At 42.6% G+C, this 25502-nt stretch carries 37 protein-coding genes and 1 tRNA gene; 4 read left to right on the top strand and 34 right to left on the bottom strand.

Annotated features, from left to right (window positions below; genetic code table 11):
• Positions 1-14: 14 nt before the first annotated feature.
• From B9T20_RS06385 to glmM, 3 genes are all read right to left on the bottom strand, one after another.
• Complete coding sequence (locus tag B9T20_RS06385) at positions 15-1427, bottom strand: TrkH family potassium uptake protein (protein WP_094490297.1); 1413 nt, start codon at positions 1425-1427, stop codon at positions 15-17.
• Positions 1428-1553: 126 nt separating this feature from the next.
• Positions 1554-1627, bottom strand: a tRNA-Arg gene (locus B9T20_RS06380).
• A 9-nt stretch (positions 1628-1636) separates the two neighbouring features.
• A complete protein-coding gene (gene glmM, locus B9T20_RS06375) occupies positions 1637-2944 on the bottom strand; it encodes a phosphoglucosamine mutase (RefSeq protein ID WP_094490296.1) in 1308 nt (435 codons plus the stop codon).
• Between the two features lie 204 nt (positions 2945-3148).
• On the opposite strand from glmM, the gene B9T20_RS06370 reads away from it, so the two are divergent.
• From B9T20_RS06370 to asd, 4 genes are read left to right on the top strand one after another with little or no spacing between them, the layout of a single operon-like run.
• On the top strand, positions 3149-4102 hold the full coding sequence (locus B9T20_RS06370) for an NAD-dependent epimerase/dehydratase family protein (RefSeq protein ID WP_008315888.1): 954 nt from the start codon (positions 3149-3151) through the stop codon (positions 4100-4102).
• A gap of 11 nt (positions 4103-4113) precedes the next feature.
• Positions 4114-4569: a dUTP diphosphatase gene (dut, locus tag B9T20_RS06365; RefSeq protein ID WP_008315890.1), complete on the top strand. Its 456-nt coding sequence runs from the start codon at positions 4114-4116 to the stop codon at positions 4567-4569.
• A gap of 19 nt (positions 4570-4588) precedes the next feature.
• A complete protein-coding gene (leuB, locus tag B9T20_RS06360; protein ID WP_008315892.1) occupies positions 4589-5659 on the top strand; it encodes a 3-isopropylmalate dehydrogenase in 1071 nt (356 codons plus the stop codon).
• A gap of 21 nt (positions 5660-5680) precedes the next feature.
• A complete protein-coding gene (gene asd / locus B9T20_RS06355; RefSeq protein ID WP_094490295.1) occupies positions 5681-6790 on the top strand; it encodes an aspartate-semialdehyde dehydrogenase in 1110 nt (369 codons plus the stop codon).
• 93 nt (positions 6791-6883) lie between these two features.
• On the opposite strand, the gene ispH is transcribed toward asd, so the two are convergent.
• From ispH to rplC, 31 genes are all read right to left on the bottom strand, one after another.
• Positions 6884-7825 (bottom strand): 4-hydroxy-3-methylbut-2-enyl diphosphate reductase, encoded by a 942-nt coding sequence (ispH, locus tag B9T20_RS06350; protein ID WP_008315894.1) that lies wholly within the window; start codon positions 7823-7825, stop codon positions 6884-6886.
• Positions 7818-8321, bottom strand: coding sequence for a signal peptidase II (gene lspA / locus B9T20_RS06345; protein ID WP_008315895.1), 504 nt, complete (start codon positions 8319-8321; stop codon positions 7818-7820). The genes ispH and lspA overlap by 8 nt, the downstream gene beginning before the upstream one ends.
• Positions 8314-11160 (bottom strand): isoleucine--tRNA ligase, encoded by a 2847-nt coding sequence (gene ileS, locus B9T20_RS06340; protein WP_094490294.1) that lies wholly within the window; start codon positions 11158-11160, stop codon positions 8314-8316. Before ileS ends, lspA begins: the two co-directional genes overlap by 8 nt.
• Before the next feature lie 9 nt (positions 11161-11169).
• Positions 11170-12105 carry a riboflavin biosynthesis protein RibF gene (gene ribF, locus B9T20_RS06335; RefSeq protein ID WP_094490293.1) on the bottom strand — a complete coding sequence of 312 codons (936 nt, stop codon included), beginning with the start codon at positions 12103-12105 and terminating at the stop codon, positions 11170-11172.
• Between the two features lie 59 nt (positions 12106-12164).
• A complete protein-coding gene (gene rplQ, locus B9T20_RS06330; protein WP_094490292.1) occupies positions 12165-12542 on the bottom strand; it encodes a 50S ribosomal protein L17 in 378 nt (125 codons plus the stop codon).
• A gap of 31 nt (positions 12543-12573) precedes the next feature.
• Positions 12574-13572 carry a DNA-directed RNA polymerase subunit alpha gene (gene rpoA / locus B9T20_RS06325; protein ID WP_008315899.1) on the bottom strand — a complete coding sequence of 333 codons (999 nt, stop codon included), beginning with the start codon at positions 13570-13572 and terminating at the stop codon, positions 12574-12576.
• A 39-nt stretch (positions 13573-13611) separates the two neighbouring features.
• Positions 13612-14235 (bottom strand): 30S ribosomal protein S4, encoded by a 624-nt coding sequence (rpsD, locus tag B9T20_RS06320; RefSeq protein WP_008315900.1) that lies wholly within the window; start codon positions 14233-14235, stop codon positions 13612-13614.
• Positions 14236-14248: 13 nt separating this feature from the next.
• On the bottom strand, positions 14249-14638 hold the full coding sequence (rpsK, locus tag B9T20_RS06315) for a 30S ribosomal protein S11 (protein WP_008315903.1): 390 nt from the start codon (positions 14636-14638) through the stop codon (positions 14249-14251).
• Between the two features lie 17 nt (positions 14639-14655).
• A complete protein-coding gene (gene rpsM, locus B9T20_RS06310; protein WP_008315905.1) occupies positions 14656-15012 on the bottom strand; it encodes a 30S ribosomal protein S13 in 357 nt (118 codons plus the stop codon).
• 81 nt (positions 15013-15093) lie between these two features.
• Positions 15094-15207: a 50S ribosomal protein L36 gene (gene rpmJ, locus B9T20_RS06305; RefSeq protein WP_081600423.1), complete on the bottom strand. Its 114-nt coding sequence runs from the start codon at positions 15205-15207 to the stop codon at positions 15094-15096.
• 23 nt (positions 15208-15230) lie between these two features.
• Positions 15231-16652, bottom strand: coding sequence for a preprotein translocase subunit SecY (gene secY, locus B9T20_RS06300; protein WP_008315906.1), 1422 nt, complete (start codon positions 16650-16652; stop codon positions 15231-15233).
• A 9-nt stretch (positions 16653-16661) separates the two neighbouring features.
• Positions 16662-17096 carry a 50S ribosomal protein L15 gene (gene rplO / locus B9T20_RS06295; protein WP_008315907.1) on the bottom strand — a complete coding sequence of 145 codons (435 nt, stop codon included), beginning with the start codon at positions 17094-17096 and terminating at the stop codon, positions 16662-16664.
• Positions 17097-17104: 8 nt separating this feature from the next.
• Positions 17105-17284 carry a 50S ribosomal protein L30 gene (gene rpmD / locus B9T20_RS06290; RefSeq protein WP_008315908.1) on the bottom strand — a complete coding sequence of 60 codons (180 nt, stop codon included), beginning with the start codon at positions 17282-17284 and terminating at the stop codon, positions 17105-17107.
• A 3-nt stretch (positions 17285-17287) separates the two neighbouring features.
• A complete protein-coding gene (gene rpsE, locus B9T20_RS06285; RefSeq protein WP_008315909.1) occupies positions 17288-17803 on the bottom strand; it encodes a 30S ribosomal protein S5 in 516 nt (171 codons plus the stop codon).
• 11 nt (positions 17804-17814) lie between these two features.
• Entirely contained in the window at positions 17815-18171 is a 357-nt protein-coding gene (gene rplR / locus B9T20_RS06280) for a 50S ribosomal protein L18 (protein ID WP_008315910.1), read from the bottom strand.
• A gap of 6 nt (positions 18172-18177) precedes the next feature.
• Positions 18178-18714, bottom strand: coding sequence for a 50S ribosomal protein L6 (gene rplF, locus B9T20_RS06275; RefSeq protein WP_008315911.1), 537 nt, complete (start codon positions 18712-18714; stop codon positions 18178-18180).
• Positions 18715-18724: 10 nt separating this feature from the next.
• Positions 18725-19120 (bottom strand): 30S ribosomal protein S8, encoded by a 396-nt coding sequence (gene rpsH, locus B9T20_RS06270; protein ID WP_008315912.1) that lies wholly within the window; start codon positions 19118-19120, stop codon positions 18725-18727.
• Between the two features lie 15 nt (positions 19121-19135).
• Entirely contained in the window at positions 19136-19441 is a 306-nt protein-coding gene (gene rpsN / locus B9T20_RS06265) for a 30S ribosomal protein S14 (RefSeq protein WP_008315913.1), read from the bottom strand.
• Between the two features lie 11 nt (positions 19442-19452).
• A complete protein-coding gene (gene rplE / locus B9T20_RS06260) occupies positions 19453-19992 on the bottom strand; it encodes a 50S ribosomal protein L5 (RefSeq protein ID WP_094490291.1) in 540 nt (179 codons plus the stop codon).
• A 127-nt stretch (positions 19993-20119) separates the two neighbouring features.
• Positions 20120-20461 carry a 50S ribosomal protein L24 gene (gene rplX / locus B9T20_RS06255; protein ID WP_008315915.1) on the bottom strand — a complete coding sequence of 114 codons (342 nt, stop codon included), beginning with the start codon at positions 20459-20461 and terminating at the stop codon, positions 20120-20122.
• An 11-nt stretch (positions 20462-20472) separates the two neighbouring features.
• Entirely contained in the window at positions 20473-20841 is a 369-nt protein-coding gene (rplN, locus tag B9T20_RS06250; protein ID WP_008315916.1) for a 50S ribosomal protein L14, read from the bottom strand.
• Between the two features lie 4 nt (positions 20842-20845).
• The gene (gene rpsQ, locus B9T20_RS06245; protein WP_008315917.1) at positions 20846-21112 is read right to left on the bottom strand and encodes a 30S ribosomal protein S17; all 267 of its coding nucleotides are present in this window, start codon (positions 21110-21112) and stop codon (positions 20846-20848) included.
• A complete protein-coding gene (gene rpmC, locus B9T20_RS06240) occupies positions 21112-21297 on the bottom strand; it encodes a 50S ribosomal protein L29 (protein WP_172635342.1) in 186 nt (61 codons plus the stop codon). Before rpmC ends, rpsQ begins: the two co-directional genes overlap by 1 nt.
• Before the next feature lie 31 nt (positions 21298-21328).
• Positions 21329-21742 carry a 50S ribosomal protein L16 gene (gene rplP / locus B9T20_RS06235; RefSeq protein ID WP_094490290.1) on the bottom strand — a complete coding sequence of 138 codons (414 nt, stop codon included), beginning with the start codon at positions 21740-21742 and terminating at the stop codon, positions 21329-21331.
• A 2-nt stretch (positions 21743-21744) separates the two neighbouring features.
• Positions 21745-22434, bottom strand: coding sequence for a 30S ribosomal protein S3 (gene rpsC / locus B9T20_RS06230; RefSeq protein WP_008315921.1), 690 nt, complete (start codon positions 22432-22434; stop codon positions 21745-21747).
• Positions 22435-22445: 11 nt separating this feature from the next.
• A complete protein-coding gene (gene rplV, locus B9T20_RS06225) occupies positions 22446-22772 on the bottom strand; it encodes a 50S ribosomal protein L22 (protein ID WP_008315922.1) in 327 nt (108 codons plus the stop codon).
• A 9-nt stretch (positions 22773-22781) separates the two neighbouring features.
• Positions 22782-23054, bottom strand: a complete 273-nt coding sequence (gene rpsS, locus B9T20_RS06220) for a 30S ribosomal protein S19 (protein ID WP_094490289.1) — start codon at positions 23052-23054, stop codon at positions 22782-22784.
• A 15-nt stretch (positions 23055-23069) separates the two neighbouring features.
• Positions 23070-23894 (bottom strand): 50S ribosomal protein L2, encoded by an 825-nt coding sequence (gene rplB / locus B9T20_RS06215; protein ID WP_094490288.1) that lies wholly within the window; start codon positions 23892-23894, stop codon positions 23070-23072.
• Positions 23894-24196, bottom strand: coding sequence for a 50S ribosomal protein L23 (gene rplW, locus B9T20_RS06210; protein WP_008315928.1), 303 nt, complete (start codon positions 24194-24196; stop codon positions 23894-23896). Before rplW ends, rplB begins: the two co-directional genes overlap by 1 nt.
• Positions 24193-24798: a 50S ribosomal protein L4 gene (gene rplD / locus B9T20_RS06205; protein WP_008315929.1), complete on the bottom strand. Its 606-nt coding sequence runs from the start codon at positions 24796-24798 to the stop codon at positions 24193-24195. Before rplD ends, rplW begins: the two co-directional genes overlap by 4 nt.
• A gap of 3 nt (positions 24799-24801) precedes the next feature.
• The gene (rplC, locus tag B9T20_RS06200) at positions 24802-25446 is read right to left on the bottom strand and encodes a 50S ribosomal protein L3 (protein WP_094490287.1); all 645 of its coding nucleotides are present in this window, start codon (positions 25444-25446) and stop codon (positions 24802-24804) included.
• Positions 25447-25502: the final 56 nt, after the last annotated feature.

Below are 25502 nucleotides of genomic sequence, written 5' to 3'. Positions count from 1 at the left end.
AACTTTGTGCACAACTAACTGCGCCAGAAGCTTGGCGTCAATAATACAAAGATGGTGAAGATCTCTAATCGCCCTAACAACATCGTAAAACTTAAGACAGATAAACCCACATCACTGATGGAAGAGTAGTTATTAGCAATCGATCCCAAGGCAGGACCTGTAATGTTTAAACAACCCGCCACCGCGGAGAATGCATCTAATGGCGTTAAGCCGCAACCAATCATCACCAAAGTTAAAACGGCCGTGGATAAACCATAGAGCACCACAAATGCCCAGATGCTCGCTAAAATGGAGACGGGAATCACTTTACCATCCACACGCACTGGCAGCTCTGCCCGTGGATGAATGAGATGTTTGATCTCGCTGTGGGCTTGTTTACACAATAAAATGATGCGAATCATCTTAATCCCACCTGTGGTGGAGCCGGCACATGCGCCCATAAAGGATAAGAAGATCAATAATAATGGCAAATATGTGGGCCAATCGCTGAAGGGATTGATCAAAAATCCTGTGGTTGTAATCATCGCGATCACAGTGAAAAATGCATTGACAAACGCATCATACCAGCCTTCAAACACTGAAAAATAGTGCAACGTCAACGCCACCACAACAGAAGCACCTAATGTGACAAAGAAAAAGGTGCGAAGCTCAAAGTTTTGAAAATAACGTTTGATGCTCTTTTCACGAAAGACTAAAAAATGGAGCGTGAAGTTGATTCCGCCCATGAACATAAAAAAGATGGCAATCCAGTTGATGAGCTCACTTTGAAAGTAGCCAAAACTGTCATCATAGTTGGCAAAACCCGCCGTGGCCACTGTGGAAAAACCATGCGTGATGGCATCAAATAAACTCATGCCCGCCACATAATAACTCAGGATACATGCTGCCATGAGCGCAATGTACACAAACCATAAATTGCGAGCGGTTTGTGCAATCCTTGGCGTAAGCTTCTCCTCTTTCATGGGTCCTGGCACTTCTGCCTTAAAGAGCGCCATGCCGCCCATGCCTAAAAGCGGCATGATGGCTACAGCTAAGATGATGATCCCCATGCCCCCAAAAAAGTGCAGTTGCGTTCTGTACCATAAAATGGATTTTGGCAAAGTTTCAAGATGCTCAAGCACCGTTGCACCCGTCGTGGTAAAGCCTGAGGTCGCTTCAAAAAAGGCATGGACAAAAGAGATGTTGAGTTCTTTTGAGAGATAGATTGGCACGGCACAAATCAAACTTAAAACGCTCCAGAAGAGCGCCACTATGATGAATCCATGTCGTGTTTTGAGCTCGTAATTGCTCTTACGATACGGGAGCCATAAGAGCCCACCGAGCAAGAAAGTGCTGACAAAAGCGGCGAGAAAATAGCGCGCTTGATCGTCTGAGTAGATAAAGGAGATTCCCACCGGAATCAAAAAGGTAAAACTAAAACCCATCATTAACATTCCCATTATTTTGAAAATAACGGCGAGCTGCTTATCCATGGATAATTTCCTAAAAGCCAAAGAGGAGTCATTTTACTCTTTAATTGAAAATTTGTGTAGTCAATGGCTTATGAAAACTTTCGCCCCGAACATGATTCGAACATGTGACCTTTCCCTTAGGAGGGGAACGCTCTATCCTGCTGAGCTACCGGGGCATTCGTCTATTATTTCTGATTTTTGATGAGATTTGCAAGGCTTTGGGCATATTTTTTAGAAGCGGCCACATCAAAGCTTTCCACCATCACGCGTACAACAGGCTCGGTGCCGGATGGACGAATGAGCACGCGGCCATTGTCACCCAATGCTTTTTCCACACGCTCAATTTCAGCCGTCACAGCTTCTGTCTCCCAACCGCTGCGATCTTTAAGTTGTACATTGATCATGGTTTGGGTGGATTTAGGAATGTGCTGCAAAGATTCTGCAATCGTCATGTTTTTATCCAAAATCGCTTGGAGTGCTTGCAGTGCAGCAATGATGCCATCACCTGTGGTGTGTTTATCCATACAAATGATGTGCCCTGAACTTTCACCGCCCAATGTTAGATTGTGCTGCTTTAACTGCTCAAGCACATAGCGATCACCGACTTTTGCGCGGATCAATTCAATGCCTTCATTTTTAAGGGCATGTTCAAACCCTAAATTGCTCATGATGGTGGCCACAATCTGCTTTTCTCTGCGATGCGTTGCGATCAAATATAAAATGGCATCACCATCGTACACAACGCCTTTACCATCGACGATCACTAAACGATCACCATCACCATCAAACCCGATGCCACAATCAGCTTTTTCTTCAAGCACCTTTTTCTGAAGCGCCGCAGGCTGCGTCGAACCCACTTGATCGTTGATGTTAAAGCCATTGGGCTCATTGCCAATCACGATCACTTTGGCACCAAGCTCTGTAAACACGTGCGGTGCAATGTGATAAGTGGCGCCATTGGCACAATCTAGAACAATCTTCATACCGCGCAAATTCAGATCACGGGCAGAGCTTTTACAAAACTCAATGTAACGCCCTGCAGCATCTGTAATGCGGCGCACGCGGCCAAAGCCATCAGGATGAACGGGCGCCAGTGGCTCATCTAAATGTCGCTCAATCTCAAGCTCTAAAGCATCATCTAATTTCTGTCCATCTTCCCCAAAGAATTTGACGCCATTGTCAAAATAGGGATTATGGGACGCTGACACCATACAACCCGCGGATGTATCAAGGGTACGGGTTAAATACGCAATCGCTGGCGTTGGCATCGGGCCTGTTAAAGCCACGCCCACGCCTGCATAGGTTAAGCCCGCTTCTAATGCCGATTCAAACATGTAGCCTGAAATGCGCGTGTCCTTGCCGATCAATACGCGCGCGCCTTCCCTGGCCAACACTTTGCCAGCAGCATAGCCTAAACGTAAGATAAAATCTGGCGTCATCGGTAGCTCGCCTGTGCGGCCACGCACTCCATCAGTCCCAAAATAACGACGCATACAGACTCCTTTATTATTAATTTGTCGAATCTCCTGATTTTAACGCGTTTATTGCCAAAATGGTATGGGCAAAATCATCCCACATTTTGCCCATTTATCCGCTTTGGTCAAAGCACATGGAAATAACGCCTGATTTAGTTTACGCCTTACCCCCCTTTCGCTAGAATGGACAAGTTCTTATCCCTAACACAGGAGGATTCATCAATGTCTAAAATCATCGTTTTGGGCGGTAGCGGATATGTGGGCTATCATGTGATCAGTCGATTAGCGAGAGATAAAAATAACCACATCATCGCTTTTTCACGCAGTAAAAATGTACAAGAAGACACCCGTCAATTTTCATTTGTGAAGTTCAAAACCTATCCACAAACAGATGCGGAGATTTTATACCACATTCATGATGCGGATGTGATCATCAACCTCGTTGGCACCATGGATGGCAACCGTAAACGCGCCACCAAAGCCCACGTGGATTTAGTGAAGCGTTATGCTGAACTTGCCAAACAAACGAGCATCAAGCATTTCATTCACATGAGTGCCCTTGGCGTGTCTGAAAAAGGCGGCAGCGTCTATTTTGATACCAAATGGCAAGGTGAAGTGGCGCTCAAAGAAGCGTTAAACAACAGCGGCATTAAAGTTTCCATCCTGCGCCCTTCTTTCATGTTTGGTCAGCGTGCGCCAAGTTTGGATGGTTTGGTGCGTTTGATTGATAAATTCCCAATGTTCATGGTGCCAGGAGCGTTCACACAATTTCAACCCATTTATGTGGGTGATGTGACTCGCGCCATCGAACAAATCATGTGCACACAATCAGAGATGCAAGCCACCTACACATTAGTGGGTCCTGAGCGCATGACATTTTTAGAGATGATTCGTGATGTTTTGCGATATTCTCACCTTTGTCGTAAAAAGGCGATCGCCATGCCAAAACCCTTTGCCTTCCTCTTAGCATTGACCACCGGCTGGATGCCAAAAGCCCCATTTACGATGAATCAATACAACTGCTTGAAAATTGATAGCGTTTCAGATACAAATAATCTAGAGCAATTAAGTATTTCGCCACAGTCGTTTCAGTCTGTCATGAGTTACGAATACAAATATGGCTTACAAGATCGTTATGAAGCGGATCGAATGACAGCAGGTCGAAATATTATTTAAAGGAAGTTTGAGTGTTAGTAGTTGATTACAAAATCTTAGATAAACGTTTAGGGACAGAGTTTCCATTACCAAGCTATGCAACAAAAGGATCAGCAGGCCTTGATTTACGTGCCATGCTCGATGAGCCCTTAACGTTAGAACCCGGTCAAAGCGCATTTGTCAAAACAGGCATGGCGATCTATTTAAAAGATCCTAACTATGCTGCGATGGTATTGCCGCGCTCTGGCCTTGGCACAAAACATGGGATTGTCCTTGGCAATCTCGTGGGTTTGATTGATGCTGATTATCAAGGCGAATTAATGGTATCCGCTTGGAACCGCAGCAATCAAGCTTTTACAATCGAAGTGGGGGAGAGATTGGCGCAGATGATCATCGTGCCAGTCATTCAAGCAAACTTCCAAGAGGTGGATGAATTTGAAGCATCCGAACGTGGTGCTGGTGGCTTTGGCCACACAGGCCGAAATTAATAATCAATAAGGAAATTGAATGAAAGTATTAGTATTACCCGGTGATGGTATTGGTCCAGAAATCACAGCACAAGCCGTTCGTGTATTAAACACCATGAACGACAAGCACAATCTTGGCATTGAAACAGAAAATGCGCTGATTGGCGGCATTGCTTATGATACGACTGGCAAGCCACTGCCTGATGAAACCCTCGAAAAAGCACTCAACGCCGATGCGGTGCTCCTCGGTGCGGTGGGTGATACTAAATACGATGCATTGCCTCGCAATGTGCGCCCTGAACAAGGCTTATTGGCGATCCGTAAAGGCTTAAACTTGTTTGCGAACTTGCGCCCTGCTCATGTGTTTAAAGAGCTGGCCCATGCTTCTTCATTAAAAGAAGAGTTGGTGTCAGGTTTAGACATTTTGATCGTGCGCGAGTTGACGGGCGACATTTACTTTGGTCATCCGCGCGGCATCGAAGTGCGTAATGGCGAAAAAGTGGGCTTCAATACCATGTTGTATTCAGAATCTGAAATCCGCCGCATTGCACATGTGGCGTTTCAGGCAGCGCAAGCACGTGATAAACGTGTGTGCTCGATTGATAAAATGAATGTGCTTGAAACCACGCAATTGTGGCGTGATGTGGTCACTGAAGTGGCTAAAGAGTACCCGGATGTCACGCTTTCACATATGTTGGTGGACAATGCTGCCATGCAATTGGTGCGCGCACCAAAACAATTTGACGTCATGCTCACGGGCAACATTTTTGGTGACATTTTATCCGATGAAGCAGCGATGCTCACAGGTTCGATTGGCATGTTGCCATCGGCTTCATTAGATGAGAACAATAAAGGCTTATATGAACCTAGCCACGGTTCTGCACCCGATATTGCCGGTCAAAATAAAGCCAACCCATTGGCGACCATTATGTCCGTCAGCATGATGTTTAAATACACCTTTGCCCGCCCTGACATCGCTCAAGAGATCGATGACGCCATCGAGCGCGTGTTGGCAAAAGGCATTCGCACCGGTGACATTGCTCAAAAAGATAGCATCATCGTGGGTTGTAAAGAGATGGGTGATGCAGTGATCGCAGAGCTCAACGCATAAGAATTAGGGAAAGGATACACAATGAAAAAAGTAGGTTTAGTTGGCTGGCGTGGCATGGTGGGCTCTGTGCTCATGGAAAGAATGGTGGAAGAAGGCGATTTTCAACACATTCACGCCACATTTTTCTCCACCTCTAACGCAGGCGGCAATGCACCTGTGATGGGCGGTGCGCAAGAAAGTGCGTTAGGCGATGCCTATGACATCGATGCATTGATGGCGCAAGAGATCATCGTCAGCTGCCAAGGTGGCGATTACACCAAAGATGTTTATCCAAAATTGCAAACCGCTGGTTGGCAAGGTTATTGGGTGGATGCCGCCTCAACCCTTCGCATGGATAATGACAGCATCATCGTGCTTGATCCCATCAATCGCGAGAGCATTGATCAAGGGCTCAACAAGGGCATCAAAACATTTGTGGGCGGCAACTGTACCGTCAGCTTAATGTTGATGGCGCTTGGCGGCTTATTTAAAGAAGATTTGGTGGAATGGACAACCTCCATGACCTATCAATCGGCTTCAGGTGCAGGTGCGCAAAACATGCGTGAACTTTTGCAACAAATGCACTTTATTGGCCAAGAGATGGCAAGCGACATCATCTCCCCTGCCAAAGCGATTTTAGAGATTGACCGCCGCGTGTCTGATCTTTTAAAAGCGGATCACTTCCCGAAAGATAATTTTACTGTGCCATTAGCCGGCAACTTAATCCCATGGATTGACAGCGAATTGTCCGATGGACAAAGCCGCGAAGAGTGGAAAGGCATGGTGGAAACCAATAAAATCCTCAACACTCAAAGCCCGCTTGCCGTCGATGGCATTTGCGTGCGCGTCGGCGCGATGCGTTGCCATTCACAAGCATTGACCTTGAAGCTTAAAAAAGACATTCCGTTGTCTGAGATTGAGAGCATCATCACATCCTCAAATGATTGGGTGCGCGTGATTCCAAATCACCGTGACGTCACCATGCGTGAATTAACGCCGGCTGCGGTTTCTGGCACGCTCGAAGTACCCGTTGGCCGCTTACGAAAAATGAAGATGGGCAATGAGTATTTATCTGCCTTTACCGTGGGCGATCAATTACTTTGGGGCGCCGCTGAACCTGTGCGCAGAATGTTGATGATTTTAGTGAACTGATCACACATCCCCATACAATGAATAATAAAAAGGACTGCAAGCAGTCCTTTTTTAATCATCATAGTTCGATATTATTGCTAATATCTAGGGAATTTAGTCGCGCAGCTCTTTAGGCAATGGAAACACGATGGTTTCCGGATTCTCATCAATGCTGTGCTCAAGGGTTGCCCCTGCCTTTTCAAGCAGTTCAATCACTTCTTGAACGAGCACTTCCGGTGCAGATGCCCCTGCGGTGACGCCAATATTATCATGATCTTTTAAGACTGCAAGATCTATATCTTCTGCCCGATCAATTAAATATGCCATCGCACCCTGCTTTTCTGCCAATTCACGCAAGCGATTGGAGTTTGAGCTATTTTTAGAGCCCACCACAAAAATCAATGAGCATTGCTTAGAAAGCTCACGCACGGCATCTTGACGATTTTGCGTGGCATAACAGATGTCATCTTTCTTTGGCGCAGCAATTACAGGAAAACGCGCGCGTAAACGGTCAATGATCTCTTTTGTATCATCAATCGATAATGTGGTTTGCGTCACATAGCTGACATTGTCAGGATTGTTCACCACAAGATTGTCAGCATCTTTCACATCTTCCACAAGGTAGATTTCACCGCCATGTGCCGCATCAAACTGCCCCATGGTACCTTCCACTTCAGGATGCCCTGCATGGCCAATTAAGATGGTATCACGCGCATTTTTTGCATCTCGGCTCACTTCCATGTGCACTTTTGTCACCAATGGACACGTGGCATCAAAAACTTTTAAGCCGCGACGATCTGCTTCCATCTGCACCGCTTTAGCAACGCCATGAGCGGAGAAAATCACAATCGCATCATCCGGCACTTCATCAAGCTCTTGCACAAAGACCGCACCACGATCACGCAAACCATCCACCACAAATTTATTGTGCACCACTTCATGACGCACATAAATCGGTGCACCAAACTGTTCTAATGCTTTTTCAACGATGCCGATGGCTCGGTCAACGCCAGCACAAAAACCGCGTGGGTTGGCCAAATAAATTTTCTTACTCATTGCGTGAATCATCTCGTTCAATAAAAGAGGACAAAATGACTAACCCTGCACCCACAGAGACGCAGATGTCAGCCACATTGAAAATGGGAAAGTAATAGCTGCCAAATTGCACACTGATGAAATCAATCACAAAACCATGCCAAATGCGGTCAATCACATTGCCGATCGCGCCTGCCATGATCAAAGCAAAGCCATAAGGCAAAATGCGCTCATGGGCTTTGCGTCGAATGATCAGCACAGAAAGGACAATCGCCGCAATGATGGCAATGGCAATGAAAAACCAACGCTGCCAACCGGAGTGATCGGACAAAAAGCTAAAGGCTGCGCCATAGTTATACGCTAAGCGCCACTCTAGAAAATCTGGAATCACAGTGATCACAGAATTGTTCAATGCAGCGGTTGCCCAAAGCTTTGTGAGTTGATCCACCACAATGCCAATGATCGCAAGCACAAAGAAGATCATGACCTTCTTTGTGGGCAAAGATGACTTAGGCATATTTGCGATTCTCACCTTCTTCAGTTAAGTTCGTAATGCAGCGGTCACACAAGTCAGGATGATCTGCATGCGTGCCCACATCTTCACGATAATGCCAGCAGCGAACACATTTTTTGTAATGGTTCACAGAGATTTCGATGGCAAATTGCTCATCTTCTAATGTCAAGACAGGCAACTCTTCTGTATTGTCAGACAATGGTTTCACATTTGCATATGACGTCAATAATACAAAGCGCAATTCATCTTCTAACTGCATCAATTGATTGTACATATGCTCTGTACAGTAGATGGTGACATTTGATTGCAATGAAGAGCCGATTTCACCATTTGCACGGTGTTTTTCGATCTCTTTAGAGACTTCAGAGCGCACATTGAGCAACATGTCCCAGAAGGCACGATCAAATTTCGCATCATTTAATGGCACTAAATCTTTATAGAATTCAGCTAAGAAGATGGATTCTTCGCGGCTGTCATCTTTTTGACGCATGTTTTGCCAAATCTCTTCAGCGGTGAAGGATAAAATTGGCGCCATCCAGCGAACCAATGCTTCTAACACATGATGCAAGGCTGTTTGACATGAGCGACGCGCTTTAGAGTCTTTTGCACAAGTGTACTGACGATCTTTGATGATGTCTAAGTAGAAGCTGCCTAAATCGATGGAGCAGAAGCTTTGTAATTTTTGATACACATTATGGAATGCAAATTCCACATAATGCTCACCAATTTCAGTTTGTAATTGATGCGCACGATCAATCACCCAGCGATCTAATGGCAATAATTCATCCATTGGCACAGCATCTTTGGCATAATCAAATTCGCCTGTGTTCGCCAATAAGAAGCGCACGGTATTACGAATGCGGCGGTATGTTTCTGAAGTGCGTTTTAGAATCTCATCAGAGACGGGGATTTCACCACGGTAATCTGTCGAAGACACCCAAAGACGCAAGACATCTGCCCCCATTTTGTCCATCACATCTTGTGGCTCAACGCCATTGCCTAAAGATTTAGACATCTTACGGCCTTGTGCATCCACAGTGAAACCGTGTGTGAGCAACTGTTTGTAAGGCGCAATGCCATCCATCGCCACAGAGGTACAAATCGATGAGTTGAACCAACCACGATGCTGATCGGAACCTTCTAAATAAAGATCGGCAGGATAAGACAATTCAGGACGTTGACGAAGCACCGTATAATGCGTTGTCCCTGAGTCAAACCACACATCTAAAATGTCTTTGTTTTTCTCATAATTTGCAGCATCTTCTGCATTTAAGAATTCTGTAATGTCGGCTTCAAACCAGCCGGTTAAACCTTTCTCTTCGATTTTTGCGGCCACTTGTTCCATCAACTCGCCCGTTTGTGGATGCAATTCGCCGGTTTCTTTATGTAAGAACAAAGGAATCGGTACGCCCCAATAACGCTGACGAGAGATACACCAATCACCACGGCCTTCGATCATGCCGTATAAACGTGCTTGACCCCAGCTTGGCGTGAATTTCACTTTGTCGATCTCAGTTAAGATCTCTTGACGCAACGCTTTTTTATCCATACTGATGAACCATTGCGCCGTGGCACGGTAAATGGTTGGCGTTTTATGGCGCCAGCAATGTGGATAGCTGTGTTCGATTTTCGTGGCAAACACTAAATTGTTATGACTGCGCAATGTATCTAATACATTGTCCGTCACATTCATGATGTTTTGACCCGCAAACAATGGCACATCAGAGGCATAATCACCATTGCCTAAAACATAATTGCCCATTGGTAAATGGTATTGTAGACCCACTTTATAGTCGTCATCACCGTGAGATGGTGCTGTATGAACGCAGCCTGTACCGCCATCTAATGTAACGTGCTCACCCAAAATTACTGGCACTGTTTTCTCATAGAAACAGTGGCTCAATGCTAGGTTTTCAATCACTTGACCTTTAAAGGTGTGAATCACTTCTAATTCAGTTTTCCAGCGTTTGGCTAAACCTTCCACCAATTCTGCGGCCACAATGATGTTTTCACCATTCATGCGCACAAGTGCATAATCGTATTCAGGATGTACGGAAACGGCTTCATTACACGGCAATGTCCATGGCGTGGTTGTCCAGATCACCACAGAGACAGGTTCTGTCACGGTAAAACCAATGGCATCGCTCAATGCTTTAACATCTTGCACCGCAAATTTTACATCAATGCTTGTGGAGACTTTATCGGCATATTCAACTTCTGCTTCTGCTAAAGATGAGCCGCAATCTAAACACCAGTTCACAGGACGAGAACCGCGTTCCATGTGGCCATTTTTATAAATTTCTGCCAACGCACGCACTGTATTTGCTTCGATTTTTTTATCGTACGTTAAATAAGGATGATCAAAATCCCCTAAAATCCCAAAACGTTGGAATTCAGCTTTTTGTAAATCCACTTGTGTGGCAGCATATTCAGCGCATTTTTGACGGAATGCTTCTGCCGTCATGTTTGGCCCAACTTTGCCATATTTACGTTCAACCACCAATTCAATCGGTAAACCATGACAATCCCAACCGGGTACATACGGCGTATCAAAGCCTAATTGACTGTGAGACTTGGTAATAATGTCTTTGAGCGTCTTATTCACAAAGTGGCCTAAATGGAGGGCACCGTTGGCATAGGGAGGACCATCATGCAATACAAACTTTGGCTTGCCTTCAAAGGCTTTGCGTTGTTTGGCATATAAATTAATGGATTCCCAAAACTCAACAAACTTTGGCTCCTTCGTTGGGAGATTTGCGCGCATGTCAAAGTCAGTCGTTGGAAGATTCAACGAATCTTTATACTGGTGATTACCATTGTCTTGAGATTTATTTTTACTCACAGTATGTACCTATTCTGAAAAGTCTTTAAAAAAAGTGGAAGAATTTGTTATATCACGCTCAATTTGCTTTCGCAAATCCTCTAAAGCGTTAAACTTGATTTCATCGCGAATTTTGTTGATGAAGGTAATTTTAAAGTAATCACCATAGAGATTGTCATTGGTATTGTGTAGGTGAACCTCTAAAGAGAGCTTTTTACCATCAATCGTTGGGCGCATCCCCATGTTTGCAGTGCCATAATAGCGCTTGCCAGTGCAGAGATTGTCCGCAATCACATTAAAGACGCCACGCAATGGAAAATGATGCTTTAAATGCACATTAATGGTGGGCATGCCCCATGTGCGGGCAAGTTGATTGCCATACACCACTTTACCGATGAGTGAATAACGGCGGCCTAAAAATTGCTCAGCTGAGGCTAAGTCATTGTTGGCCAAAAACTCACGGATTTTTGTTGACGAGACACGAATGTTGTCTTGTTCAAGGTCTTCAATCGCTCTGAAATGATAATCATCCTTGAGCGCATTGCTTAAAAATTCTATGTCGCCTTGAGCTTTGTGCCCAAAACGAAAATCTTTACCCACAAACAGGGCTTTCATCTCAAGGGTATCGAGCAAAATGTCATTTAAAAAGCTCTCAGCGGTAATCGTCGCCATGCCTTGAGAAAATGGAATGAGAATCACCTCATCCACCAAATCATGAGCTTTGAGATAATCTAATTTATCGCGCAGCGACATCACACGATGAAAAGAACCTTGATTGAAATATTCAGGCGGCAATGGCGTGAATGTCACTAAGGTGCGTTTTAGATTGTGCGCTTTTGCGTGCTCATTGAGTGCGTTGATGATTTTCACATGTCCAATATGAAGACCATCAAAGGAGCCAATGGTGATGGCGCGGCCATCGAATTCATTCGATGCTAAGGAGAGATTTAAATGTGTGAAATACATACTGCCCCAACAATAAAAAGGCCGGATGAACCGGCCTATTCTATCAATTTAACTAATCATTACTCAGCAGCGGGTGCCACTACGCGATCAACGAGCTCAACGTAAGCCATTGGCGCGTTATCACCTGCACGGTTACCACACTTAAGAATTCTTAAGTAACCGCCTGGACGTTGTTGCATACGCGGTGCGATGTCAGTGAACAATTTTGCAACTGCTGCTTCTGAACGCAAACGAGCGAATGCTAAACGACGGTTAGCAACTGTGTCTACTTTTGCTAAAGTGATTAATGGTTCAACCACTGATCTTAATTCTTTAGCTTTTGGTAATGTTGTTTTAATTAATTCATGCTCAATCATAGAAACAGCCATGTTCTTAAACATTGCTTTTCTATGCGCTGATGTGCGACTAAAGGCACGACCTGATTTACGATGACGCATTAGAATAATTCCTTAAAAATTTGTAACTTAATTATGCTGGCGGCTTGCTCACATCTAGGTGTGAAGGTGGCCAATTATCCAATTTAGTTCCTAAAGATAAACCGTGCTGTGCCAATACGTCTTTAATTTCAGTTAAAGATTTCTTACCCAAATTAGGTGTCTTTAAGAGTTCAACTTCAGTCTTCTGGATTAACTCACCAATATAGTACAAGCTTTCCGCTTTCAAACAGTTTGCTGAACGAACAGTCAACTCAAGATCGTCTACAGAACGCAATAAAATCGGATCGATCTCACATACTGGCTCTTCTTTCTCTTCAACAACATCTGGTTTAGATTTTAAATCTACGAATACAGCCAATTGCTCATGCAAGATTGTTGCAGCGGCGCGAATGGCTTTCTCTGGATCTAAACTGCCGTTAGTTTCAAGATTAATAATTAATCGATCTAAGTTAGTTCTTTGTTCAACACGTGCTGTGTCTACTTTATAGCTTACAGTTCTCACTGGGCTAAAAGAAGCATCGATCTTGAAGTTACCAATTTTCTGTGTCGCTTCAGAAGCAGATTCACGAGCAGCAACAGGTTGATAACCACGACCATTTTCAACTTTCAAGCGAAGTTTTAAAGAGCCTTGAGCAGTCAAATTAGCGATCACATAGTCAGGATTAAAAATCTCAACGTTGTGTGGTAACACTAAATCACCTGCAGTCACAGGACCCTCGCCAGATTTCTCTAGCGTCAAATACGCTTCATCAGCATCGTGAAGGGATAAAGAAATTCCTTTTAGATTCAAAAGAAGATCTATTACGTCTTCATACATTCCAGGTACTGCAGTATATTCTTTCTGAACACCTTCAATTTCACATTCAGTAATCGCTGAACCAGGCATTGAAGATAAAAGAATACGGCGTAAAGCATTACCTAACGTATGGCCAAAGCCACGCTCTAAAGGCTCAAGCGAGACTTCAGAACGTGTAGGACTAATTGTCTTAATATCGACAATCTTTGGCGTTAATAATTCATGTACAGCCATAATAAATATTCACCTAGATATTAACGTTAATCAATAATATTACTTAGAATACAATTCAACTACTAGTGATTCATTAATGTCTGCTGGCAAGTCGCTGCGATCAGGGATACGTTTGTAAGTACCTTCCATTTTTGAAGGTTCTACAGATAACCATTCAACGAAACCGTTGCTTTCTGCTAATTGCATAGCGTACTTAACACGAGTTTGTTGTTTTGCTTTTTCAGAAAGTGTAACAACATCTTCTGCTTTCAATTGGTAAGAAGGAATGTTTACAGATTTACCATTCACTAATACCGCTCTGTGTGACACCAATTGTCTAGCTTCTGCGCGAGTTACAGCAAAACCCATACGATAAACAACGTTGTCTAAACGACATTCTAAGATTTGCAACAAGTTTTCACCTGTTGAACCCTTACGACGTGCTGCTTCTGCGTAGTAAGATCTAAATTGCTTTTCTAATACACCATAGATGCGGCGTAATTTTTGCTTTTCACGTAACTGCGTACCATAAACTGATAACTTCTTAGGACGTGCACCGTGTTGACCAGGTGCTTTGTCATGAAGCTTAGTTTTAGATTCAAAAGGACGAGCAGGTGATTTTAAGAAAAGGTCAGTACCTTCTCTTCTTTCTAATTTACATTTTGGACCAATATAACGTGCCATTTAAATACTCCAATTATACTCTACGTTTCTTAGGTGGACGACAACCATTGTGTGGGATTGGCGTAACGTCAACGATAGATGTGATTTTGTATCCTAAAGCATTTAACGCACGAACCGCAGATTCGCGACCTGGGCCTGGACCATTAACTTCAACGTCTAGATTTTTTAAACCATACTCTTTAGCAGTTGTACCTGCTCTTTCAGCAGCGATCTGTGCCGCGAAAGGTGTAGATTTTCTAGAACCACGGAAACCGGAACCACCAGAAGTTGCCCAAGATAACGCGTTACCTTGACGATCTGTAATAGTTACGATTGTATTATTGAACGATGCATGTATGTGTGCGACACCGTCTACAACAGTTCTTCTAACACGCTTGCGTGCTTTTACTGAAGGTTTTGCCATCACTAATTCCTATAAATTTATTTCTTAACTAAACGTCTTGGACCTTTACGAGTGCGTGCATTCGTTTTGGTACGTTGTCCGCGCACAGGTAAACCACGACGATGTCTGATACCACGGTAACAACCAAGATCCATTAGTCTCTTAATACTCATTGACACTTCACGACGAAGGTCACCCTCTACTACGAATTGCGCAACTTGCGCACGTAGTGCTTCAACTTGATCTTCAGTCAAATCGCTGACTTTAGTAGTTGGATCAACTTGTGCATTTTGACAAATTGCTTTTGCGCGCGTGGCACCGATGCCATAAATGGACTGCAAAGCAATAATAACATGTTTTTTGAGCGGTAAGTTTACACCTGCTATACGTGCCATATGTTATGAAACTCCGAAAATTTTTGTTTTATGACCAAGGGGTGGAATTCTATACTGTTTTCCAGAATTCCACAAATTTAATTATCCTTGACGTTGCTTATGACGTCCATCTTCACAGATAACTCTAATAACACCATGGCGTTTAATGATTTTGCATTTTCTGCAAATTTTTTTAACTGATGCTCTAACTTTCATAAAAACTCCTAATCGAGAATATTTTAGATTGATGGCGGCTTGCCATTTAAAGCAGAACTAATGTTGGCCTTTTTCATCACAGATGAATATTGTTGAGACACCAACTGAGCTTGAACTTGAGCAATTAAGTCCATGACAACTACAACCGCAATCAGAATAGAAGTACCACCGAAATAGCTTGGGAAGTTAAAAATAGCGCCGAGCATTTCTGGTAATAAACAGATTGCTGTGATGTAGAGCGCGCCCCAAAGTGTGATTCGTGTGAGTACTTTATCAAAAAATTGAGAAGTTTGAATTCCTGGACGAATCCCTGGAATAAAACCACCCGAACGCTTTAAGTTTTCTGCTGTTTCTTTTGAATTGAACTGAATCGCAGTGTAGAAGAAACAGAAGAAGATGATTAAAGCTGCAAATAAAATCATATAAGCTGGTTGACCAGGTGTGAAATATTTAACACCGTAGTTGCCAATTTTTTGGAAAAATTGACTTGCTAAATAACCGAACTTAGCAAAACCAGACACAGGACCTTCAGCAACACTCACTTCAATTTTTGCTAACGCTGCTGAAATTGTATAAACGAACGATAAGAATGCCGATCCGAAAATTGCTGGAATCACACCCGCCATGTTTAACTTCAATGGGAGATGTGTCGTTTGCCCACCAATTGACATTTGGCGTCCTTGTTGTTTTCTTGCATAGTTGATCGTAATACGACGCTGACCACGCTCAATAAACACAACAAGTAATACTATCGCCATAACAAACAAAATGACAAATACAACTTTTAAATAAGCCAATGCGCCACCTTCAGTACGTGCTGTGTCAAACAAAGCACTCACACCTGTTGGTAAGCCCATCAAAATGCTTGCAAAAATAATCATGGAGATACCGTTGCCGATTCCCCTTTCAGAAATTTGCTCACCGAGCCACATTAAAAAGATTGTACCTGTAATCCAAGTGATCACAGCTAATAAAACGAAATTAAGCGCTGGTATGACAACGATGCTCGAGTTAAACCCGAGTGATCCATTGACAATACCAAACGCATACGCTGTACCTTGTGCAGCAGCAAAAACAATAGTGAGATAACGCGTATACTGCGTTATCTTACGACGTCCCGCTTGACCTTCTTTTTTGATTTGTTCAAGTGGTGGGTATACCACAGTCAGCATCTGAATAACAATAGATGCTGTAATATATGGCATAACCCCTAGCATAAAAATCGACATCCTTTCAAATGCGCCACCTGAAAACAGGTTCATCATCGCACTTAAACCTTGGCCTTCACCTGGTTGTGTCATTTGATCCATTAATAATGGAACGTTAATACCGGGCACGGTGATATGAACACCAAGGCGGTACACAACCAAGGCTAATATCAAGAATATAAAACGTGATTTTAATTCCGATAAATTGCCAAATTGAGGAAGCTGATTATTTTTCATACTATTTCTTTATTCGTTGATTGTTCCACCTGCTGCCAAGATTGCTTCCTTAGCACCCTTTGTAACAGCTAAACCATTAATGGTCACTGCACGATCAATTGTACCTGAAAGAATAATTTTAGCTCTTTCAAATTTACCTGCAATTACATTAGATGATTTTAATGCGATCAAATCAATTTCATTACCTTGTACTTTAGCTAAAGCTGACAAAGGTACTTCTGTTGTTACTAAAGAAAGTTGAGAAACGAAGCCTACTTTTGGTAAACGACGTTGTAAAGGCATCTGACCGCCTTCGAAACCTACTTTATGGAAACCACCAGAACGTGAATGCTGACCTTTATGACCGCGACCTGCTGTTTTACCTAAGCCAGAACCAATACCACGTCCAAGACGTTTCTTAGGTTTACGGCTACCTTCTGCACTTGTTAAAGAGTTTAAACGCATACTTTCACCTATTTCTCAGAAACTTTTAATAAATAGGATACTTTATTAATCATGCCTCTGTTCTCTGGAGTATCTTTAACTTCCACAGTATGGCTGATTCTTCTTAATCCTAAACCACGAACACAATCTTTATGAGATTGTAAACGACCATTGGTACTTTTGATCAAAGTAACAGTAATTGTACTCATGCATTACTCCTTGATGTCTTCAACTGAAAGACCACGCTTAGCAGCGATTTCTTCAGGTGATTTCATAGAGCATAACCCTTCTACTGTTGCGCGAACAACGTTGATAGGATTACGTGAATTTTGACATTTTGCTAACACATCTGTCACGCCAGCAACTTCAAACACAGCACGCATTGCGCCACCAGCGATGATACCAGTACCTTCAGAAGCTGGTTGCATGTAAACACGCGCAGCACCATGAACACCAGTTACTGGATATTGCAATGTACCATTTGTTAAAGCAACTTCTCTAATGTTTTTACGAGCTTGCTCAACAGATTTTTGGATTGCCAAAGGAACTTCTTTAGCTTTACCGTAACCAAAACCTACGCGACCGTTACCGTCACCCACTACTGTCAAAGCAGCAAATGCGAATTGACGACCACCTTTAACTGTTTTAGAAACACGGTTTACTGCAACAAGCTTCTCTTGAAAAGCATCTGCTTGTGCTGCAACGTTTGTATTTTCTTTCTTTGCCATATCAAATTCCCTTAGAATTGTAAGCCAGCTTCGCGAGCTGAATCTGCCAATGCTTTAATACGTCCATGGAACTGGAAGCCAGCACGATCGAAAGCAACTTCAGTGATGTTTGCTTTTAATGCGCGCTCTGCAACAACTTTACCCACTACTTTAGCTGCGTCTACGTTGCCACCATTTTTGATTTGTGCACGTACTTCTGCATCTAATGTAGATGCTGCTGCTAAGATCGTTTTGCCACATGGAGAAATCACTTGTGCATAGATATGGCGAGGCGTTCTATAAATAGTTAAACGTGTCGCACCAATTTCTCTGATTTTTGCTCTAGCTTTACGACTACGGCGTAATCTAGCTTCTTTTTTTACGTTCATATTCACCTACTTCTTCTTAACTTCTTTCAATGAAACAACTTCGTCCGCATAACGAACACCTTTACCTTTATATGGTTCTGGTGGTCTGTAAGCACGTACTTTTGCTGCAACTTCACCCACTGCTTGTTTATCAACACCACGGATGATGATTTCAGTTTGTGAAGGTGTTTCACAAGTTACGCCAGCAGGCATTTGATGAACCACTGGGTGTGAAAAACCTAATGAAAGATTTAAAGCAGAACCTTGCGCTTGCGCACGGTAACCAACGCCCACTAAAAGTAATTTCTTTTCGAAACCAGCAGAAACACCGATAATCATATTGTTTACCAATGAACGCATGGTACCTGCTAAAGCATAGTTACCTTTTGTTTGCGCTAAATCAGGAACGATTACTAAATTGCCATCTTCCTGTTTAATACCAACTGCAGAATGCAATTGTAATTCGCTAGAGCCTTTAGCCCCTTTAACTTTTACCAAGTTACCTGCGATTGAAACTTCAACACCAGCAGGAATTGGAATGATTTTCTTTGCAATACGAGACATTACTAACTCCTTACGCTACGAAACAAATTACTTCACCACCTAAGGACAACGCTTTTGCTTTACGATCTGTCATCAAACCTTTAGAGGTTGAAACGATCGCAATACCTAAGCCGCCTAATACTGATGGCAATTCATCTTTACTTCTGTAGATACGGAGGCTTGGACGGCTAACGCGCTCAAGTGTCTCGATTACAGGTTGACCTTGATAGTATTTCAAAGTAATTTCTAATGTTTTTTTAACGCCTTCAGCAGTTACGTTAAAACCAGAAATATAACCTTCGTTCTTTAAAACTTCTGCAATTGCTTCTTTCTTAGTAGAAGAAGGCATTGCCACTGTTTCTTTGTGTGCAGCTTGTGCGTTACGAATTCTCGTTAACATATCTGCAATCGGATCATGCATACTCATGAATTATCTCCTCAATTACCAACTTGCTTTACGTAAGCCTGGGATATCACCACGCATAGTGATTTCGCGTAATTTATTGCGACCCAAACCAAACTTGCTGTAAACACCGTGTGGACGACCAGTGATCGAGCAACGAGCATGTTTACGAGATGCTGAGGAATCACGAGGCATTTTTTGTAAAGCTACCACTGCTGCTTGTTTTTCTTCAAACGTTGCAGTTTCACTTTTAATAATATCTTTTAAGCTGATGCGCTTAGCGTGTAATCTTTCAACCAATTTTGCTCTTTTAAGCTCACGGTTGATCATTGATTTTTTTGCCATAATATTACCTATTAATTACGGAATGGGAAACCGAATGCAGCGATAAGTGCTTTCGCTTCTGCGTCAGTTTTTGCAGTTGTCGTAAAGTTAATGTCCATACCACGTAAAGCATCAACTTTTTCATAATCAATTTCAGGGAAAATGATTTGTTCTTTGATACCAAAGCTGTAGTTACCACGACCGTCGAAAGAACGACCATTGATACCGCGGAAGTCACGTACACGAGGTAAAGAGATGTTGATCAAACGATCTAAAAACTCATACATGTGCGCACGACGTAAAGTCACTTTACAACCTACAGGCCAACCATCACGGATTTTAAAACCAGCGATTGATTTTTTAGATAAAGTTACGATTGGTTTTTGACCAGCGATCGCAGCCATATCTGCCACTGCAGAATCCATTACTTTTTTATCAGCAACAGCTTCACCAACACCCATATTCAAGGTAATTTTAGTGATTTTTGGAACTTCCATTGGATTTTTATATCCAAATTGTTCCATTAATTTTGGAACTACTACTTCGTTGTAGTACTGATTTAATCTTGTCATAAAATTAATCCCAGCCAAACGGATATATCTCAGGAATGCATCCTATTCAGCAATTGTTAAAACAAACACTCTCATAGACATACATCTATGAGAGTAGAGCGCATTACAATAACAGAAAAATCAATTATTAGCCAATTTTTTTGTTAGTTGATTTGAAAAATCTTTCTCTTGTGAAAGTATTTTTACCGTTCGCATCTTTAGTGGCAGTCACTTCGATACGGATACGATCACCTTTCTGAGTTTCAGGATTAAGGATCATCACGTTAGAAATATGAAGCATTGCTTCTTGTTCTACACGACCACCCTCAATACCGCGTTGTGGGTTTGGCTTAACATGTTTGATTTTCTTGTTAACGCCAGCCACTAACACTCTTGAGCCGTCTTTCGCAATCGCTAAAATGTGACCAGTTTTACCTTTGTCACGGCCAGCGATTACAACAACTTCATCACCTTTACGTAATTTATTCATGCTATACCACCTTAAATTACTTCTGGAGCTAAAGAAATGATCTTCATGAAACGATCACCACGGAGCTCACGAGTTACTGGTCCGAAAATACGTGTGCCGATTGGTTCGAACTTAGAGTTCAACAATACAGCTGCGTTAGTGTCGAACTTGATCAAAGAACCGTCATCACGACGAACGCCTTTACGTGTTCTAACAACTAATGCGTTGTAGATTTCACCTTTTTTCGCACGACCACGTGGAATAGCATCTTTTACAGATACTTTAATGATGTCACCAACACCAGCATAACGACGATGAGAACCGCCCAATACTTTGATACACATCAAGCGCTTTGCACCTGAGTTATCGGCAACTTCAAGCATAGATTGAGTTTGAATCATTTCACTAACCTCTTGCTTCTTCGATCACTTTAACCAATTCCCAAGATTTTAACTTAGACATTGGACGTGATTGTTTAATTTCAACAACGTCGCCCACTTTACAGATGTTATTTTCATCATGTGCGTGGAACTTCGTAGAACGCTTAATGTATTTACCATAGATTGGGTGTTTTACTAAACGTTCAACCAATACTGTAATTGTTTTATCCATTTTATCAGAGGATACTGTACCAACTACTGTACGCTCAACTTTTTGTTTAACTTCAGACATTATTCACCTGCCTTTTGTGCTAAAACAGTGTTAATTTGAGCGATTTGCTTACGAACAGCCTTGAATAAATGCGGCTTTTCTAATTGACCAGTTGCTTTTTGCATACGCAAATTGAACTGAGCCTTACGCAATTCAAGACGCTCTTTTTTGAGCTCATCAACACTCTTAGCAGATAATTCTTCCATAAATTTCTTTTGCTGACTCATAATCATCACCTTATAGTACTGTTCTAGCAACAAATGTTGTTTGAACAGCTAACTTAGCAGATGCTAAGCGAAACGCTTCACGTGCAACTTCTTCAGATACACCTTCGATTTCGTATAACACTCTACCTGGTTGAACTTTAGCTACCCAATATTCAACGTTACCTTTACCACTACCCATACGAACTTCTAATGGTTTTTCAGTGATTGGCACATCTGGGAAAATACGAATATAAACTTTACCACCACGACGAACGTAACGGTTGATCGCACGACGTGCAGATTCGATCTGACGCGCTGTGATACGACCACGTGTTGTAGCTTTCAAGCCAAATTCACCAAAGCTGACTTTATTACCAGCAAGCGCATTACCGCGGTTGCGGCCTTTACGCATTTTTCTAAATTTTGTACGCTTAGGCTGTAACATAATTATTCACCTTTCCTTTTAGCACGACGACCTTTATCTGCTGGTTGCTCATCTGCTTTCTGATAGTCGAATACTTCACCTTTGTAGATCCAAACTTTGATACCAAGGATCCCGTAAGTTGTTAAAGCTTCAGCAGTACCATAATCGATGTTTGCACGCAATGTATGTAATGGCACACGACCTTCACGATACCATTCCATACGAGCAATTTCAGCACCATTTAAACGACCAGAAACGTTGATACGGATACCTTCCGCACCTAATTTCATAGTGTTAGATACAGCACGTTTCATCGCACGACGGAACATTACACGACGTTCTAATTGCTGAGCAATGCCTTCAGCAACTAAATATGCATCTAATTCAGGTTTTTTGATCTCTTCGATCGCTACGTGCACAGGGCAACCCATAATTTTGGTTAATTTTGCACGTAATTTCTCGATATCTTCACCCTTTTTACCAATCACAACACCAGGACGAGCAGTAAAGATCGTAACTTGTGCTGATTTGCTTGGACGAGTGATTTGAATTTTAGAAACTGCAGCTGCTGCTAATTCCTTACGAAGGAACTCACGAGCTCTGAAGTCAGCTTCGATAAACTCAGGAAATTCCTTGCTACTTGCATACCAACGTGAATTCCAATCCTTAGAGATACCTAAACGAATTCCGGTTGGATTAACTTTTTGACCCATTATAGTCTCCCTTATTCCGCTACTGTGATCGCAACATGGCTTGTGCGCTTAAGGATGCGGCTACCGCGACCTTTTGCACGCGCTCTCATGCGCTTAAGAACAGGACCAGCATCAACCATAACAGCTTGTACTTTCAAGCCGTCGATATCTAATGCAGCATTGTTTTCTGCGTTAGCGATCGCTGAGTTCAAAACTTTTTTCATAATGTCAGCTGCTTTCTTATCGCTGAATTCCAAAAGCGCTAAAGCACGCTCAACTGGTAAACCGCGAATTTGATCAGCAACTAAGCGCGCTTTCTGAGGAGAGATACGCGCAAATTTCATTGTAGCTGTTTGCATAATAAACTCCTATCGCGCTTTTTTATCTGCAACATGACCACGGTATGTACGAGTTAAAGCAAACTCGCCCAATTTGTGACCAATCATGTTTTCAGTGATTAAAATTGGAACGTGCACCTTACCATTGTGCACAGCAATTGTTAGCCCAATCATTTCTGGAAGAATCATTGAGCGGCGCGACCAAGTTTTAATTGGCTTACGGCTGTTAGAAGCGATTGCTTCTTCAACTTTCTTCATTAAGTGATGATCGATAAATGGGCCTTTCTTAATAGAACGTGGCATAAATTATCCTTTATCTTACTTATTACGATGACGAACAATAAACTTCTCAGTGCGTTTATTAGTTCTCGTTTTGTAACCTTTTGTAGGTACGCCCCATGGAGTCACAGGATGACGACCACCTTTACTACGGCCTTCACCACCACCGTGAGGGTGATCTACCGGGTTCATTGCTGCACCGCGAACTGTAGGACGAACGCCTAACCAACGTTTTGCACCTGCTTTACCCAATACGCGTAAGCTGTGCTCGCCGTTAGAAACTTCACCTAAAGTTGCTTTACAATCAACATGAACGCGACGCATTTCACCAGAACGTAAACGTAAAGTTACAAATTGGCCTTCACGAGCAACTAACTGAACGCTAGCACCTGCTGAACGAGCCATTTGAGCGCCTTTACCTTCTTTCAACTCGATGCAGTGAATGGTAGAACCCACTGGGATATTGCGAAGCGGTAAAGCGTTACCTGGTTTAATTGGAGCACCTGGGCCAGATAATAATACTGTGCCTTCAGATACACCTTTTGGTGCGATGATATAACGACGTTCACCATCTGCATAACATACTAAAGCGATGTGTGCAGTACGGTTTGGATCGTATTCAATGCGCTCAACGCGTGCAGGGATATTGTCCTTATCACGTTTGAAGTCAACGATACGGTAATGTTGCTTATGACCACCACCAATGTGACGTGTAGTGATACGACCGTTGTTATTACGACCACCAGTTCTTGATTTGCTGTCTAATAAAGGCGCATAAGGAGCCCCTTTATGTAAACCTGGCGTCACGATTTTAATCATATTGCGACGACCAGCTGACGTTGGCTTAGTCTTTACAATTGCCATTATGCACCACCTACGAAGTCAATAGTTTGTCCATCAGCTAAAGTTACATACGCTTTTTTCCAATCTTGTCTTTGACCAACGAAGCGACCTAAACGTTTTTGTTTACCGTTTTGAACCACTACCGTTACAGCGCTAACTTTAACGTTGAAATTTAATTCTACTGCTTGTTTGATTTCAAGCTTAGTAGCATCTTTTAATACTTTAAAGCAAATTTGACCCGCTTTTTCTTCTAAACGAGCTGTTTTTTCTGACGCGTGAGGCGCAAGAATAATTTGCATCAAACGTTCTTCTTTCATACTCATGCTAACCACTCCGCTACAGATGTTAATGCTTCTTGAGTCATAACAACTTTTTCAAATTGGATTAGGCTTACTGGATCAATACCTGCAGCATCGATCACTTGCACGTATGGCAAGTTGCGAGTTGCTAAGTATAAAGGTAAGTCGATCGCTTGAGTTACTAACAATACGTCTTGACCTACGTTCAAATCCGCAAGCATTTTTAAAGCTGCTTTAGTTTTTGACTCTGCCAATTCAATTTTTTCAACAACAACTAAACGATCTTGACGGATCAATTCAGATAAGATTGAAGAAATTGCTGCACGGTACATTTTTTTGTTAACTTTTTGTTCCCAGTTTTGTGGTTTAGCAGCGAATGTTACGCCACCAGCACGCCAAATAGGGCTACGAGAAGAACCAGCACGCGCACGGCCTGTACCTTTTTGTCTCCAAGGTTTGATACCGCCACCACGAACTTCAGCACGTGTTTTTTGAGCACGAGTACCAGAACGGCCAGCTGCTTGATAAGCAACAACCACTTGGTGAACAAGCGTTTCGTTGAATTCACGAGCAAAGATCGCGTCTGCTAATGAAATCGTTGAACCATTTTTAATATTTAATTCCATTGATTACCCCTTTGCCTTAACTGAAGGTTTGATAATCACGTTACCGCCTTTAGCTCCAGGTACTGCACCTTTAACTAAAACGATATTTCTATCAGCATCGATACGAACGATTTCTAAGTTCAATGCTGTACGCTTAACGGCACCCATGTGACCTGTCATTTTCTTACCTTTGAAAACACGACCAGGATCTTGACATTGCCCGATAGAACCAGGAACACGATGTGATAATGAGTTACCGTGAGAATTTCTTTGACCTGCGAAGTTGTGACGCTTAATTGTACCTGCAAAGCCTTTACCTTGGCTGATACCAGAAACGTCAACTTTTTGACCCGCTTCGAATACTGAAGCTGTGATTTCTTGACCGAGTTCAAATGATGCAATAGCGTCTTCGTTTACACGGAATTCCCACAAGCCACGACCTGCTTCCACTTTTGCTTTAGCAAAGTGACCAGCGGCTGCTTTGTTTACACGGCTTGCTTTTCTTACGCCAGTTGTTACTTGAACTGCAGTATAACCATCTACATCACCGTTTTTAACTTGAGTCACTTTGTTAGGAGTCACTTCAATAACGGTTACAGCGACGGATTCACCACTTTCAGTAAATACGCGAGTCATCCCCGCTTTACGTCCTACTAATCCAATTGCCATTTTATAACCTCAATATAGATAAATAACGAGAGGAAGGTTGGCCACCTTCTTCGCCC

It is taken from the genome of Wohlfahrtiimonas sp. G9077 (genome assembly GCF_002252155.1).
Classification (GTDB): Bacteria; Pseudomonadota; Gammaproteobacteria; order Cardiobacteriales; family Wohlfahrtiimonadaceae; genus Wohlfahrtiimonas.
The sequence above is the reverse complement of the archived record's forward strand: the minus strand, read 5'-3'. Positions and strand labels throughout refer to the sequence as shown.